Origin of the sequence: Paenibacillus sp. J14, assembly GCF_000518465.1 — a bacterium.
Taxonomy (GTDB): domain Bacteria; phylum Bacillota; class Bacilli; order Paenibacillales; family Paenibacillaceae; genus Fontibacillus; species Fontibacillus barengoltzii.
Genome location: NZ_JADQ01000025.1, coordinates 25,978 through 40,492, shown reverse-complemented (window position 1 = coordinate 40,492; position 14,515 = coordinate 25,978). Strand labels below are relative to the sequence as shown.

At 50.5% G+C, this 14,515-nt stretch carries 14 protein-coding genes; all 14 read left to right on the top strand.

The window, feature by feature from the left end; all coding sequences use genetic code 11:
* Nucleotides 1-60 precede the first annotated feature (60 nt).
* The 14 genes from metE (at nucleotide 61) to M891_RS23780 (ending at nucleotide 14,388) form a co-directional block, all read left to right on the top strand.
* Complete coding sequence (gene metE / locus M891_RS0111550) at nucleotides 61-2,379, top strand: 5-methyltetrahydropteroyltriglutamate--homocysteine S-methyltransferase (protein WP_028538948.1); 2,319 nt, start codon at nucleotides 61-63, stop codon at nucleotides 2,377-2,379.
* Between the two features lie 128 nt (nucleotides 2,380-2,507).
* Nucleotides 2,508-3,134 (top strand): FMN-dependent NADH-azoreductase, encoded by a 627-nt coding sequence (locus M891_RS0111545; protein WP_016312318.1) that lies wholly within the window; start codon nucleotides 2,508-2,510, stop codon nucleotides 3,132-3,134.
* Nucleotides 3,135-3,294: 160 nt separating this feature from the next.
* Entirely contained in the window at nucleotides 3,295-4,056 is a 762-nt protein-coding gene (locus M891_RS0111540; RefSeq protein WP_028538947.1) for a hypothetical protein, read from the top strand.
* 15 nt (nucleotides 4,057-4,071) lie between these two features.
* Nucleotides 4,072-4,275 (top strand): ATP-binding cassette domain-containing protein, encoded by a 204-nt coding sequence (locus M891_RS0111535; RefSeq protein ID WP_028538946.1) that lies wholly within the window; start codon nucleotides 4,072-4,074, stop codon nucleotides 4,273-4,275.
* 240 nt (nucleotides 4,276-4,515) lie between these two features.
* Entirely contained in the window at nucleotides 4,516-5,229 is a 714-nt protein-coding gene (locus tag M891_RS0111530; protein ID WP_016312315.1) for an MgtC/SapB family protein, read from the top strand.
* Nucleotides 5,230-5,343: 114 nt separating this feature from the next.
* Nucleotides 5,344-7,167 carry an ABC transporter ATP-binding protein gene (locus M891_RS0111525; RefSeq protein ID WP_028538945.1) on the top strand — a complete coding sequence of 608 codons (1,824 nt, stop codon included), beginning with the start codon at nucleotides 5,344-5,346 and terminating at the stop codon, nucleotides 7,165-7,167.
* 1 nt (nucleotide 7,168) lies between these two features.
* Nucleotides 7,169-7,849 carry a response regulator transcription factor gene (locus tag M891_RS0111520; protein ID WP_028538944.1) on the top strand — a complete coding sequence of 227 codons (681 nt, stop codon included), beginning with the start codon at nucleotides 7,169-7,171 and terminating at the stop codon, nucleotides 7,847-7,849.
* On the top strand, nucleotides 7,846-8,910 hold the full coding sequence (locus M891_RS0111515) for a sensor histidine kinase (RefSeq protein ID WP_051416948.1): 1,065 nt from the start codon (nucleotides 7,846-7,848) through the stop codon (nucleotides 8,908-8,910). Before M891_RS0111520 ends, M891_RS0111515 begins: the two co-directional genes overlap by 4 nt.
* Before the next feature lie 105 nt (nucleotides 8,911-9,015).
* Nucleotides 9,016-9,720: a response regulator transcription factor gene (locus tag M891_RS0111510; RefSeq protein WP_028538942.1), complete on the top strand. Its 705-nt coding sequence runs from the start codon at nucleotides 9,016-9,018 to the stop codon at nucleotides 9,718-9,720.
* Nucleotides 9,710-10,801, top strand: coding sequence for a sensor histidine kinase (locus M891_RS0111505; protein ID WP_028538941.1), 1,092 nt, complete (start codon nucleotides 9,710-9,712; stop codon nucleotides 10,799-10,801). The genes M891_RS0111510 and M891_RS0111505 overlap by 11 nt, the downstream gene beginning before the upstream one ends.
* Nucleotides 10,802-10,994: 193 nt before the next feature.
* Nucleotides 10,995-11,486 (top strand): sigma-70 family RNA polymerase sigma factor, encoded by a 492-nt coding sequence (locus M891_RS0111500; protein ID WP_016312309.1) that lies wholly within the window; start codon nucleotides 10,995-10,997, stop codon nucleotides 11,484-11,486.
* A gap of 170 nt (nucleotides 11,487-11,656) precedes the next feature.
* Entirely contained in the window at nucleotides 11,657-12,502 is an 846-nt protein-coding gene (locus tag M891_RS0111495; protein WP_028538940.1) for an aldo/keto reductase, read from the top strand.
* Nucleotides 12,503-12,538: 36 nt separating this feature from the next.
* The gene (locus M891_RS0111490) at nucleotides 12,539-13,786 is read left to right on the top strand and encodes an MFS transporter (protein WP_371859497.1); all 1,248 of its coding nucleotides are present in this window, start codon (nucleotides 12,539-12,541) and stop codon (nucleotides 13,784-13,786) included.
* A complete protein-coding gene (locus M891_RS23780; RefSeq protein ID WP_051416946.1) occupies nucleotides 13,786-14,388 on the top strand; it encodes a nucleotidyltransferase family protein in 603 nt (200 codons plus the stop codon). The genes M891_RS0111490 and M891_RS23780 overlap by 1 nt, the downstream gene beginning before the upstream one ends.
* The last annotated feature ends 127 nt before the right edge of the window (nucleotides 14,389-14,515 follow it).

Genomic DNA, 14,515 nt, shown 5'->3' with positions numbered 1-14,515 from the left:
CCTTTTTTGTGTTTTTTACGGACTTAGTATGATTGATCAAACCAATGGGAGGAAATGAACATGGGGAACTTTTTGAGTGGTAATCTGGGGTATCCCAGAATCGGTGGACAACGGGATTGGAAGAAGCAAATCGAGGCATATTGGTCAGGGAAAATCACGGAGCCGGAGCTTCATGCTCGATTAAAAGAGATTCGCTTGAACAACCTGCGTGTGCAGCGGGATCGGGGGCTTGATATCATACCGGTTGGTGATTTTACGTATTATGATCACGTTCTGGATACGGCGACGATGTTTGGGCTTGTACCGGAGCGCTTCACTTGGAACGGGGAACAAATCTCGCTTGATCTGTATTACGCGATCGCAAGAGGCAATGACGAAGCAACCGCCAGCGAGATGACCAAATGGTTTAATACGAATTACCATTATATCGTACCTGAGCTGGGGAACCGTGATCCCAAGTTGACTGTCAATCGGCCGCTGCAAGCCTATCTGGAGGCGAAACAGGAGCTCGGGATCAACGGAAGGCCTGTTCTGCTCGGACTGTTTACGTTGCTGAAGTTATCCAAAGGGGAAACCGCGGGGGAGGCTGAAACTTGGACCCAAAAGCTGCTGCCTCTGTACGTACAGGTGTTGCGCGAACTGGAGGCAGCGGGTGCAGATTGGGTGCAAATCGATGAACCGGCTGTTGTTGTCTCTTTAAGTGAGGAGGACGTACTACAGCTTCGCTTGATCTACAAGACGATTACGCAGGAGGTTCCGGGATTGCGACTGATGCTCCAAACCTATTTTGATGCGGTCGAACGGTATGATGAACTGATTGAACTGCCGGTGCACGGTTTGGGATTGGATTTCGTTCATGGCCGGGAAGGTAACCTCGAATCACTCCGGCGTTCCGGCTTCCCTGCTGACAAGACGCTAGGTGCGGGACTGATTGACGGGCGGAATATTTGGCGTACGGATTTAGATGAGGCACTAAACCTGCTGAAGGTGATTTCGCTTCAGGCCGGAGCGTCGGAGGTCATCGTGCAGCCTTCTTGCAGCTTGCTACATGTCCCGGTATCTGTAACAAGGGAGGAGCGGCTGCATCCGGTATTGCACGATGCGCTGGCCTTTGCCGAGCAGAAGCTGGAGGAGTTGGTGAGCTTATGCAAGGCGGCCCACGGAGAAGGAGCGGAGCCGGTGCAGTTCACCGAGAATCGACGGGCTTTGGCTGCGCTTGCTGCAGATCCAGCCCGCAACCTTCCATTCGTACGGGAAGAAGCAGCGCAGGCCGCAGCTGCTCCGGCTGAGCGCGCCAGCGATTTCGCCGAACGGCGGCGGAAGCAGCAGGCGAAGTGGCAGCTGCCGTTCCTGCCGACTACAACGATTGGCAGTTTCCCGCAAACCGCCGAGGTGCGGGCTGCAAGGCAGAAGTGGCGTAAAGGTGAGTGGAGCGCGGAGAAGTACGAAGCGTTCATCCAAGCGGAGATCCGCAGATGGGTGGAGTTTCAAGAGGAGATCGGGCTCGACGTATTGGTGCACGGTGAGTTTGAGCGGACCGATATGGTGGAGTTTTTTGGCGAGAAGCTCCCAGGATTTGCGTTTACGCAAGGAGGCTGGGTCCAGTCCTATGGAACGCGCTGCGTGAAGCCTCCGATCATTTATGGAGACGTCGAATTTGCTGGGCCAATGACCGTGAAGGAAACGGCCTACGCCCAAAGCCTGACGAACAAACCGGTGAAAGGCATGTTAACAGGTCCGATCACGATCTTGAACTGGTCCTTTGTTCGCAGTGACCTGTCCCGGGAGCAGGTGGCTTATCAAATTGCATTGGCCTTGCGAAAGGAAGTCGAAGTGTTGGAGGAAGCGGGAATTGAAATGATCCAGGTGGACGAGCCTGCGCTGCGCGAAGGACTGCCGCTGAAGCAGAAGGACTGGTCGAACTATTTGAACTGGGCAGTGAAGGCGTTCCGGATGACGACTTCATCGGTACGGGATACGACGCAAATTCATACGCATATGTGCTACTGCGAATTTGACGATATCTTGGAAGAGATCCGTGCGCTGGATGCGGATGTTATCTCGATCGAAACTTCACGGAGCCACGGCGAGCTGATCCACAGTTTTGAGAAGCATACGTATCCACTTGGAATCGGGTTAGGGGTTTACGACATTCACAGTCCGCGCGTCCCGTCCGCGGAGGAGATGATACGATTGATCGAGCGAGCGATTCAAGTGTTAGATCCGGAATTGTTCTGGGTCAACCCTGATTGCGGTTTGAAAACGAGGGGACAACAGGAGACAGTCGCAGCTTTGAAACAAATGACGGCGGCAGCAGAGCAGGTTCGCAGCAAATTTAGAAGAGGAATACAGGCGGAAACGGAAGTGGATAAAGTTTGAATTTTTTGAATCTGTAATTGACAAAGTGGTAGTTAGTGATTATTATAACTATTGTTAAACTAGTTGCAAGATAATATATAGTAACTAAGGAAAATAAAGTAGAAAAGAAGAGTCGGAGGGAAACACAAATGTCTCAAGTTTTATTTGTTAAGGCTAATAATCGCCCAGCAGAGCAATCTGCTACCGTAAAGTTGTACGAAAGCTTCTTGCAAACGTACAAAGAAACTCATCCTCATGATGAAATCATCGAATTGAACCTGTTTGAGTTGGACCTGCCTTACTATGATTTGGATATGCTGAACGGGCTGTTCAAAGTCAATAACGGGATTCCAACAACGCCAGAAGAGCAAAAAGCTGCTGACTTGGCTAACGGCTATTTGGAGCAATTTCTGAATGCGGATAAGGTCGTATTTGCATTCCCGCTATGGAACTTCACGATTCCAGCACAGCTGTTGACGTACCTGTTCTACTTGAACCAAGCGGGTAAAACGTTCAAGTACACCGAACAAGGTCCGGTGGGCTTGGTTGGCGATAAGAAAGTAGCGTTGCTGCAAGCGCGTGGCGGTGTTTATTCCGAAGGTCCTGCGACTGCGCTGGAAATGTCCCTGAACTATGTGAAGAACACCCTGGCCTTCTGGGGCATTAACGATCCGGAAGTCGTTGTGGTTGAAGGACACAACCAATTCCAAGACCGCGCCGAAGAAATCATTCATGATGGCGTAAAACGCGCTGCCGAACTGGCTGCTAAATTCTAATTGAACTGATTCATTAATTCAGAAGCCTGAGCCGTTTCATGATGGTTCAGGCTTTTTTCTTCTTGACCAATGAAGCAGGGAATAAATAAAATGAGAATAATTGAAATTCTAACAATATTAGAAAAATATCCCTATAGTCACTGATCAAGGAGTTATAATAATGAGAATCGTGTACGAGTATGTTCGGTTGTTTGCGATCATGACGATGAACCACAAAATCGGTTTCCTATGGTATCTGGTGTTTCCGCTCTTTCTCTTTTTTGTATATCATGCACCATGGCTAATGCAGCAACCGGAAGAAGACACTTTTATTCATCAGTCTAGCTTGTTTATCTCCTATATCACTTTAGTGATGTCTGTAGAAGTGACTACAAGTCTAATTTCGTTACGAGAAACGGGCTTTTTAAAAATGTTTAAATTCGTTTCTGGCAGCAAAAATGGCGTAATACTAGGCAAATTGATCAGCCAGCTTGTGTTCCTCATCCTCATGATTCTGTTGTTCACCGCAATTACAGGGACTTTATATTTGAACAGTTATGCGCATTTTCTCCCCTTTGTAATGACCGCTTTAACGTCCAGCCTGATTGGCGGGCTTGCGGTTTCCCTGCTTGTTCTGAACATCCTATTCTTGCCTGTCCGACAGGAATCATTAATGACCCTTCTCAATATCTCGGTACTGGTGATGTTTTTAATCTCCGCCAACTCGGATTCCTTGCCGTTTCCGCTTGGGCATGTGATGGCTTTCATTAACCCGCTGGAGTACGTTCGGAATTTGACTTTCGTCTTTGCAGAGTGGTTTACAGGCCAACCGATCAGCCACTTGTCTTCCGTTTATCTATTTCTTATCACAGGCCTTTACATGGGGTTGGGAACGACAGGCTTCAAATGGATTAAAATTGTATCCCCCACTTACCGCACTTGAACGAAGGAGGAACCGATGATCACCATTCGTCATTTAAGCTATACCTATAAGAAGTCCGATCGTAAGGTCTTAAACGATTTGTGTGCAGACTTTGAAGCGGGGAAGATTCAGGTCTTGATTGGAAAAAATGGTTCAGGAAAAACAACTCTTTTTGACTTAATCGCCGGCGCCATACCCTGCATGATTTTCAGAAAGTGGATTGTAAAATTCATCTCCTGAACCAAGGAAGGTTCACATTTGAAGGTACCTATGATCAGTTTGTGAAATCTTATTCTGATGCGAATCCCGACGATATTTTTGCTGAACGTTTAACACAGTAAGCCCAAGAAACTCCTGCTGGCTAGGTAGCGTGTCCAGTCGCATGAGTTTCTTTTTCATATTTTGGGAGGGGATGTTCGATTTGCACCAAAGTGCCGAATACAATTATACTCACCTTATATACTTGGAGGAGTTGCGATCATGATGAACGAAATGGAAATTGTTGTAAAACTGTGTCTCGCGCTATTGTTCGGGCTATTTATCGGGATCGATCGGCAATTAAAGCAGAAACCACTGGGCATCAAGACAAGTATGGTCATTTGTATTGCCAGCTGCTTGGTTACGATTGTGTCGATCGAGGCGTTTGCTAAATTCGCTGGACCAGATCATCCGAACATGGATCCGATGCGGCTGGCAGCGCAAATCGTCAGCGGGATCGGTTTCCTGGGGGCAGGGGCGATCCTTCGCCGAAGCAATGAAGGAATCTCCGGCCTGACCTCTGCGGCGATGATTTGGGCGGCGTCCGGGATTGGGATCGCGATCGGAACTGGCTTTTACCTGGCGGCTGCATTAACGGTGGTTCTGCTGATCATCTCCGTAAATGTCGTACCTTATATCATTAAATGGATTGGACCCTATAAGCTGAATCAACGTGACGTCTCCATCAAAATCGTCATGGAGGATCATGGCAACGTCACCGAACTGATTCGGATCATTGAATGCAGCGGGGATCTGGAACAAACATCGAAGATGAACAAGCACCGGATTCGGCGGCTGAAGATCAAAGACCTGGAGGAGGGCCGCCAGCGCGTCGATATGGTGATTACCGCATCCGAGAAGGAGTATACGACGGAGCTGTACCATTTTCTCCGGAAGATTAACCATGTCATCAGTGTGGAAGTAGAAAATCTCTAGTTTCAACATTAACATTGTTTAACTTCAGTTTAAATTCGATATGTAGTCTTTTTCCTAGAGCCGGTATGTCCGGCTCGTCTTGTTTCAGATAGAGAGGGAAGGGAAGAGAACCACATGCCAAGGAATAACCCTAACTTAAAAAATATAGATGATCAAGTGAGCCAAAGCGGAGGAAGTTCAAAGGCGTTTTTTCGCCTGCTGCGAGAAACGAAACCGCCGCTGCCGCTCTTTGTTGTCGCGATCGTCCTCAGCCTCCTGTCAACGTTGGTCAGCCTCGTCATTCCGATGTTCACGAAAAATCTCGTTGACGGTTTTTCGCTGTCTTCCATCAGCGGGTCGCAGATCTTGTGGATCGGTGCTGCATTTATCGGGATGTCCGTCGCTTCCGGCGTATCGATCTTCCTGCTGAATTATACTGGTCAGCGCATGGTTGCCAGCCTTCGGGATCGATTGTGGAAGAAGATGCTCCGCTTGCCGGTATCCTACTTCGACAATACTCGAACCGGGGAGTCGGTCAGTCGAATGACGAATGACACCGGAATTCTCAAAACGTTGATCTCCGAACAAGTCTCCGGCTTTATCAGCGGGATTATCTCCATACTAGGTGCGGTAGCCGTCCTGTTTTATTTGAACTGGAAAATGACCCTGGTCATGTCCGCGGTGATCCCTCTCGCCGCACTGATCCTTGTGCCGCTGGGCCGGACGATGTATAAAATCTCACTGGCTATGCAGGACGAGACCGCCTCGTTTACAGCGGCCTTAAGCCAGGTGTTGTCCGAAATCCGCCTGGTCAAAGCATCGAATGCGGAGCGGCAGGAATACGAAAGCGGCAACCAAGCGATCGGCAGACTGCTCTCCTTCGGTGTACGGGAGGGTAAAGTCATGGCATGGATTAGCCCCTTTATGGCCTTTGTGATGATGATGCTGCTTGTCGTGGTGATTGGCTACGGCGGGATGCAGGTAGCGAACGGCGGGCTGTCCGCCGGAGAATTGGTGGCGTTTATTTTGTACCTCGTTCAGATTGTCATGCCGATGACGCAGTTGACGACGTTTTTCACCCAACTTCAGAAAGCGAAAGGGGCAACCGAGCGGATTCTTCAAACGCTGGATGCCGAGGAAGAGCCTTTTGACCAAGGACAGGAGATTACCAAGGCGGATCAGCCGTTAATCGTGGACGGAGTTACCTTCGCGTACAATCCGGAAGAGCCGGTACTGCAGGACGTTTCGTTTACGATGGAACCGGGAACCGTAACCGCAGTTGTAGGCCCCAGCGGCGGCGGCAAAACGACGTTGTTTGCCTTGTTGGAGCGGTTTTATACACCGCAGCAGGGCAGCATCCGCTTGGGGGACGCCCCCATCGATTCATTCTCGCTGCGCTCCTGGCGCGGAATGATTGGCTACGTCTCACAAGAAAGTCCGATCATCGCCGGAACAATCCGTGAGAATCTGTGCTACGGCATCGAGCGCGAAGTCAGCGAAGCGGAGCTGAAGCGGGCGGCGGAGATGGCGTATGCGGATGGCTTTATCGCCGAACTGCCAAACGGGTTCGATACCGATGTCGGCGAACGCGGGGTTAAGCTGTCCGGGGGACAGCGACAGCGGATCGCCATTGCGCGTGCATTACTGCGTGATCCGAACATCCTCATGCTGGACGAAGCTACCTCGAGCCTGGACAGCAGCTCGGAAATTGTAGTTCAGAAGGCACTGAATAACCTGATGAAGGGTCGGACAACGATTGTCATTGCCCACCGGCTCTCGACCGTCATTGGGGCAGATCAGTTGATTTTTATTGAAAAAGGGAAGGTTACGGGCCGAGGCACACATGAGCAGCTCTTGCGCCAGCACGCCATGTATCGCGAGTTCGCCTCACAGCAGCTGCAAATCGCCGCAAGCCAAGAAGAGTCAGAACCGATTGATAACGAGGAGGAAGAGATGTAGCATGGCTAAAATTCTCGTTGTGGACGACGATCAACATATCCGTGAGCTGGTTCGCCTGTTCCTGGAGGAAGCGGGTATCGATCAAGTGTTGGAAGCTGAAAATGGCCGGGAGGCTCTGGCCCTAGTGGAATCAGAAAAGGTCGACATGGTGATCCTCGACATCATGATGCCGGAGATGGACGGCTGGGATCTTTGCCGTGAGCTGCGCCGATACTATGAGATGCCGCTGCTCATGTTAACGGCGAAGGGGGAGACCCGGCAGGTGGTCAAGGGCTTTGAACTGGGCACGGACGATTACCTCGTCAAACCGTTTGAACCCGCCGAACTCGTTGCCCGGGTGAAGGCGCTGCTCAAGCGGTATCAAGTGTCGATCTCGCAGATCGTGACCATCGGTACGCTGCGAATGAATCGCAAAACCTTTGAAGTTGAAAATGGCGATTCCAGCCTGACGCTGCCGCTGAAGGAATTCGAACTGCTGTTCAAGCTGGGCAGCTATGCAGGGCGTACCCTCCCCCGGGAACAGCTGATTGAGGACATCTGGGGATACGATTTTGAAGGAAATGAACGCACGCTGGATGTGCATATTAATCGATTGCGCGAACGGTTTCCCGAAGAAACGTTTGGATTTAAAATTCGTACGATCCGTGGTCTCGGTTACCGTTTGGAGGTGGGGGAACGTTGATCTTCTGGAAGAGAGCCGGAGAGATCCTGCTCCGAATCGGCCAGTTTCTGATTATCCTCGCATGTTTCGGAATCACTTGGTCTTTGGCGCGCTGGGGAACTGCAGCGATTTACCGAAGATGGGAGCCTCCTTTTTCGGCTTATGTTATCGATCTGCTTAATGTCATTTTCGGTGTCATCTTATTATTATTGATCATGCTTCTGATATCCGCGATGTTCCGGCCTCGTCAACTGAGAAGCCTGAACCGCGTGATCGATGCGATTCGCCGGATCTCCCAAGGGGATTTCTCGGTTCGGATCGATGGATTTGAACGGATGAGGGAGTTTGAAACGATCGTGAACAGCTTTAATGAGATGGCACGGGCATTGGGACAAATGGAAACGATGCGGCAGGACTTCATCTCCAACGTATCCCACGAAATCCAATCCCCGTTAACCTCAATCCGCGGCTTCGCCCGAGCTTTGCGCAGACCGGACTTATCGCCAGAGAAACGGAACCATTACCTGGAGATTATCGAATCGGAAAGCCGCCGTTTGTCGCAGATGAGCGATAATTTACTGAAGCTCTCCGCATTGGAAACAGACCGTACCTCGCTGCAGACGAACCGGTTTCGGCTGGACCGCCAGCTGCAAAATGTGGTATTAGCCTGTGAGCCTCAGTGGCTAGCCAAAAACATTCAAATCCAGATGGAGGTTTCCGAGCTGGAGATTGAGGGCGTCGAGGATCTGCTCAGCCAGGTCTGGATGAATCTGATTCATAACAGTATCAAATTTACGCCGGAAGGCGGGGAAATCCGAGTGTCGCTTACGTCTGAAGAGGAGCGGGCAGTAGTTATGGTGGCGGACAACGGGATTGGCATGTCCGAGGAGGATTTGGTTCATATTTTTGAGCGTTTCTATAAAGCTGACAAAGCTCGTACACGCAAAGATGGGGGCAGCGGGCTTGGATTGTCGATCGTTAAAAAAATCGTGGACATCCATCAAGGTGAGATTACCGTCGCTTCTGAGCTCGGTAAAGGCTCTAGATTTCACGTGTTCATCCCTTTCCATTGGAAACAATAATGGTTGGAATTTGTAACCTTTTATTTGGATTTGGAGGCAAGAGACATGATATGATGGTATTGTGTGCTCTTGTCTAACCAGCTCAAATAAAGGATGATTGGATGAATGAGTAAACGTATTTTGATTGTCGATGATGACGAAAAAATCGCAAAACTAATCGAAATCTATCTTATAAATGAAGGTTATCATGTACTGAAGGCGGAGGACGGCTTGCGGGCGCTGGAGATCACCGAGCAGGAGGAAGTGGACTTGGTGATTCTTGATGTGATGCTCCCTGGGCTTGACGGAATCTCCGTTTGTATGAAGATTCGTGAATCCAAGACCACGCCGATCCTTATGTTAAGCGCCAAGGACGGCGATATGGACAAGATAACCGGGCTGATGACCGGAGCGGACGATTATATGGTGAAGCCATTTAATCCGCTGGAGTTGGTCGCCCGGGTCAAATCGTTGCTTCGTCGATCCTCTTATACTGTGCAGCCGCCAAGCTCAACACAGCCATCGCAGGATCATATTATCAAGATCGCCTCATTGGCGATCGATAAAGAAACACACACGGCGACCGTAGACGGCAACCCGCTGAAGCTGACCCCAATCGAATTTGGCATTCTGCATCTGTTGGCGAGCCATCCCGGACGGGTATTTGGTTCTGAGGAAATCTTCGAATTGATTTGGAAGGATAAATATTTGGACAGCAGCAATTCGGTTACCGTGCATATCAGCCGCCTCCGGGATAAGCTGGAGAAGGAAATGGATGGGGAGAAGCTGATTCGTACCGTCTGGGGGGTTGGCTACAAACTTGAAAGCTAGCCTGCGTTTTGTTGCCTGGTTGTTCTGGACCGTCGTCACTTCACTAATTGCGCTATTTTTGCTTATTTTGCTGGCGCGGTTATTTTTTATCAGCTTCCCTAGTATGACGGTGTACAATGTGGTGCTGTGGATTAACCGAAATATCGGTTTCCCGGAAGCGTACTATTTGACCGGCGTACCGATTCTAATGCTGTTTTCGTTGTACTTTTACCGCCGCAGCCTTCGTCGTCAAGAGAAGCGCTACTTGGAGCAGCTCATCGAAGAGGTCCATAAAATTGAAGCCGGCTCCGTACGGAAAATCCCCGTACAGAACGTTGGGCAGCTCGGGCAGCTTGCGACCGATATCAACCGGATGATCGACCGGCTGGTCACCTCCATCGAGGATGAACGGCGGGCGGAGCAGACGAAAAATGAGCTGATTACCAACGTATCCCATGATCTACGCACCCCGCTTACCTCGATAATCGGTTATTTGGGACTGATTGAAGAGGACCGTTACCGCGATGAGGTGGAGCTGCGTTATTATGTCAACATGGCCTACGAGGAGTCACTTCGGCTAAAGCAGCTGCTACAGGACTTGTTCGAATACACGCGTATGCAAAATAAGGAGATGAAGCTGGAATTCAGGCGGATTAATCTCGCGGAGATGCTTCATCAAATGGCTGCGCATTTCGGCTGGCAGCTGCAAGAGAATGGCATGGAATGCCGGCTGTATCTGCACGGACCGCTGTACATTCAGGCGGATGGGGACAAGCTTCGCAGGGTCTACGAGAACCTGATGACCAATGCGATCCGGTATGGTCACGAGGGGAAGTATCTGGATATTCGCGGCTGGCAGGAAGGCGAAGAAATCGTCACCGAAGTTGTCAATTACGGTGATCCGATTCCGACTGTGGACTTGCCGCATCTATTTGATCGGTTTTACCGTGTGGAGAAGTCACGCGCTTCCCAGACAGGGGGCTCCGGCATCGGCCTCGCGATCGCCAAGCATATTGTCGATTTGCACCATGGCTCCATCTCGGCGGACAGCAACGAGTATCGTACCGCGTTTACGGTACGGTTGCGCCGGGATGACGCCTGAAATATCAACTAGAATTCGCAGGATGACGCCAGATGGCGTCTTTTTGTTTAAGGAAAACGCAGTAAATTCTTAAGGAAAACTTAACAATTTCTTAGTCGGGACGCAAACTCTATTCGGCATAATGGACCAAGTAAGGCGGAGATACAAAGACAGCCTTGTTTTTTGAAAGCCGGGAGAAAGTGAGGAATCAATCATGAAGACTCGTTCTATGGATTTGCTTTACCGCGAATATAAAAATGACGTTTTTCGATATTTGTATAGCATGTGCCACAACTCGCATATCGCTGAGGATTTGATGCAAGAGACGTTTTGCCGGGCGCTGATGCACCTGCACGAAGCAGAGGGGAAGAGAGCCAAGGCCTGGCTGCTTCGCGTCGCCCATAACGCTTATATCGACTTGCTGCGGAAGGAAAGCCGGTCGTCCTCGTACGAAAATGAATTTTTTCACCGGTATCCGAGCGACGATACTCCGGAGAAATCCGTGCTTGGCGAAGAGAGCCGCCGGGAACTCTACGCACAGCTGGCTTTTCTGCAGCCGAACCAACAACATGCGGTGCTGCTGTATGACGTACAGGGCTTCTCTTATCAGGAGTCGGCGGATTTGATGGGTATCTCGTTATCCCATTTCAAAATCGTATTGTACCGCGCCAGACAAAAGCTGCGTCGATCCAGAGAAACTGCCTGATCTTATACTTATCCTTCTTAAATACTTAACGATAGGAATACGATTTTCCTGCCTCTGAGACTGCCTTTGGGCGGTCTTTTTGGTTTGTTCTCTGTTCATTTCGGTTGACTTGATGTAGGATATTACCAGAAATCGCCTGAACATAAAGGAGGACGAAACCCATGTCGAAGTTGCCAAATCATCTGCAAGACTGCGTGACATTAAACAATGGAGTTCAAATGCCTTGGCTGGGACTTGGCGTCTTTAAGGCCAAGGAAGGCGAGGAAGTCGTGCAAGCTGTGAAGGCGGCAATCCGCGCGGGCTACCGCAGTATTGATACCGCTTCCGCTTACCGCAATGAGGAAGGCGTGGGTCAAGGTGTCCGGGAGGCGCTGCAAGAGAACGGTCTTCAAAGGAAAGATGTATTTATAACGTCCAAGGTGTGGAACTCGGATCAAGGGTTTGAGACGACACTGAAGTCGTTTGACGACAGCCTGAAGCGATTAGGGCTCGACTATTTGGACTTATTTCTCGTGCATTGGCCCGTGAAGGGGAAGTACAAGGAGACGTATCGGGCGCTTGAAAAAGTGTATGCCGAAGGTAAGGTACGCGCGATCGGCGTAAGTAATTTTCAAATCCACCATTTGGAGGATTTGTTGTCCGAAGCCAAGGTTGTGCCGGCCGTCAACCAAGTGGAGTTTCATCCTTATTTGACTCAAAAAGAATTGCTTCGCTATTGCACGGAGAAAGGCATTCAGTTGGAGGCCTGGTCGCCGCTGGGCCAAGGTCATTTGCTGGAGCATGAGCTGCTGAAAGGCATTGCCAGCAAATATGGAAAAACGGTGGCACAGATTATTTTGCGTTGGGATGTACAACTGGGCGTCGTCACCATTCCGAAATCGATCCGGGAAGCTCGGATTATAGAGAATGCGGATATCTTTGATTTCGAATTAAGTGCCGAGGAGATGCAGGCGATCGATGGATTAAACCGCAACCAACGGTTCGGATCAGATCCAGATAAAAACATACCCAAATAAATGAATCACCATTCTATACCGAAAAAATGTGAGGTCATGATGAACCAGTCAACCGCCGTGAAGTCGGCGAATCCTGTACTTACGGTCTATCCGATTCTTTTTGCGATCAGCACGGTGCATTTATTAAACGATACGATGCAATCCGCGATTCCGGCCTTATTCCCGGTGCTGCGCGAATCCCTCTTGTTATCCTATGGCCAAATCGGCTGGATTTCGTTCGCCATGAACATGACAGCCTCCTTGTTCCAGCCCTTGGTTGGTTTGTACTCTGATGTTCGGCCCCGGCCTTATATTCTACCGCTTGGAGTTTGCTTCACGCTGGCGGGCATCGTTATGCTGGCCTTTGCTCCCAGTTATCCTTTGATTCTGCTGGCAGTGACCTCTATTGGGCTGGGGTCGTCGGTGTTCCATCCGGAGTCGTCGCGTGTAGCTTATTTAGCGGCGGGTCCAAGACGCGGCCTGGCGCAGTCGATCTTTCAAGTCGGCGGGAACATCGGGGCGTCGTTAGGTCCGATCATGTCAGCTTTGATCTTTATCCCGTTAGGTCAGACCAGCGTAGCTTGGTTTGCTTTGGCAGCGGTTGCGGCGATCGTCATCCAGTTTTTCGTAGCAAAATGGTACAGCGGCCAGGATTTGAAACCACGTAAGCTGCGTGCAGCGGGTTCGAAAGCCGCAGGTGGAGCAGCTCGACCGAAGAGCCGGCTCAGCCGGGGCAAAATCATGCTGGCTATTACCGTGCTTGTGCTGCTGTTGTTCTCTAAAAACGTATACTCGATCAGTATCTCGACGTTTTATTCATTTTTCCTTATGGACCACTATGGCGTTGCGAAAGATACGGCTCAATGGTATATTTTTGCCTTTTTGGCGGCTTCGGCGGTGGGCACGTTTTTTGGCGGGCCGATCGCGGACCGCTATGGGCGGCGCAATATCATATGGGTATCTATCCTCGGGACGGCGCCGTTTTCGCTGTTGTTGCCTTATGCCAACCTGTTCTGGTCAGGCGTACTCGTTGTCATTGCCGGCCTGATCATGTCCTCGGCGTTTTCGATCATCGTCGTGTATGCGCAGGAGTTATTGCCGGGAAAGGTCGGGCTGATCTCGGGCTTGTTCTTTGGCTTGTCCTTTGGGCTTGGCGGCTTAGGGTCTGCCGTGTTGGGGAACTTTGCCGATCAGGCGGGCATTTTGTTCATTATGCAGGTCTGCTCTTTGCTGCCGTTGATCGGTCTGCTCACCGTCCTGCTGCCCAAGGATGAAGCATTAAAACAGCAGGAGGCAGGGAGCTGATGATATCAACGATTACTGGTGCTGCCGATTTGATTGAGGCGATTCGCCGGCAGCCGGACATGATGACGGATCTGCAGCTTGTTGCTGAGCTGAAGTTGCCTCAGGGCTGCATCGCCGCCGGATATATCCGCAACTTTGTCTGGGACGTGCTGCATGGCTATGCTGAACGGACGCCGCTGCACGATGTGGATGTGTTGTATTATGATCCATCGTGTCTAGATGAGGAGGCGGAGAAAGCCAATGATGCAAGACTGCGCGAACGAAATCCTCGGTTGAATTGGTCGGTGAAAAATCAGGCGCGCATGCATTTGCGCAACGGTACTCCGCCTTACCGTTCGGTTGAGGATGCTATGCGGTATTGGCCGGAAACGGCAACGGCGGTGGCCGCACGCTTGAACGCAGCGGGGGAGGTCGAGCTGATCGCGCCCTTCGGGCTGGACGATCTCCTGTCGCTTCGGGTTCGGCAAGGGCCGTATTTTCACGATCATCACGTGTTCCAGAATCGGGTCCACGACAAAAAATGGCTCAGACGCTGGCCGCTGCTAAAGCTGGTTGAGGAGGGAGCTGCGGGTTCCTCATTGAACGAGGGGGGCCTCACCTAGACCTAACGGATAACGGACTCAGATGACGTTATTTTGAGTCCAAACGCTTTAAATCGATCATTCACGGACCCCAGAGGCCTTATTTCCCGGAAATTGCTCCTTTCAAGGCAAACTGAGCGTGAATAAG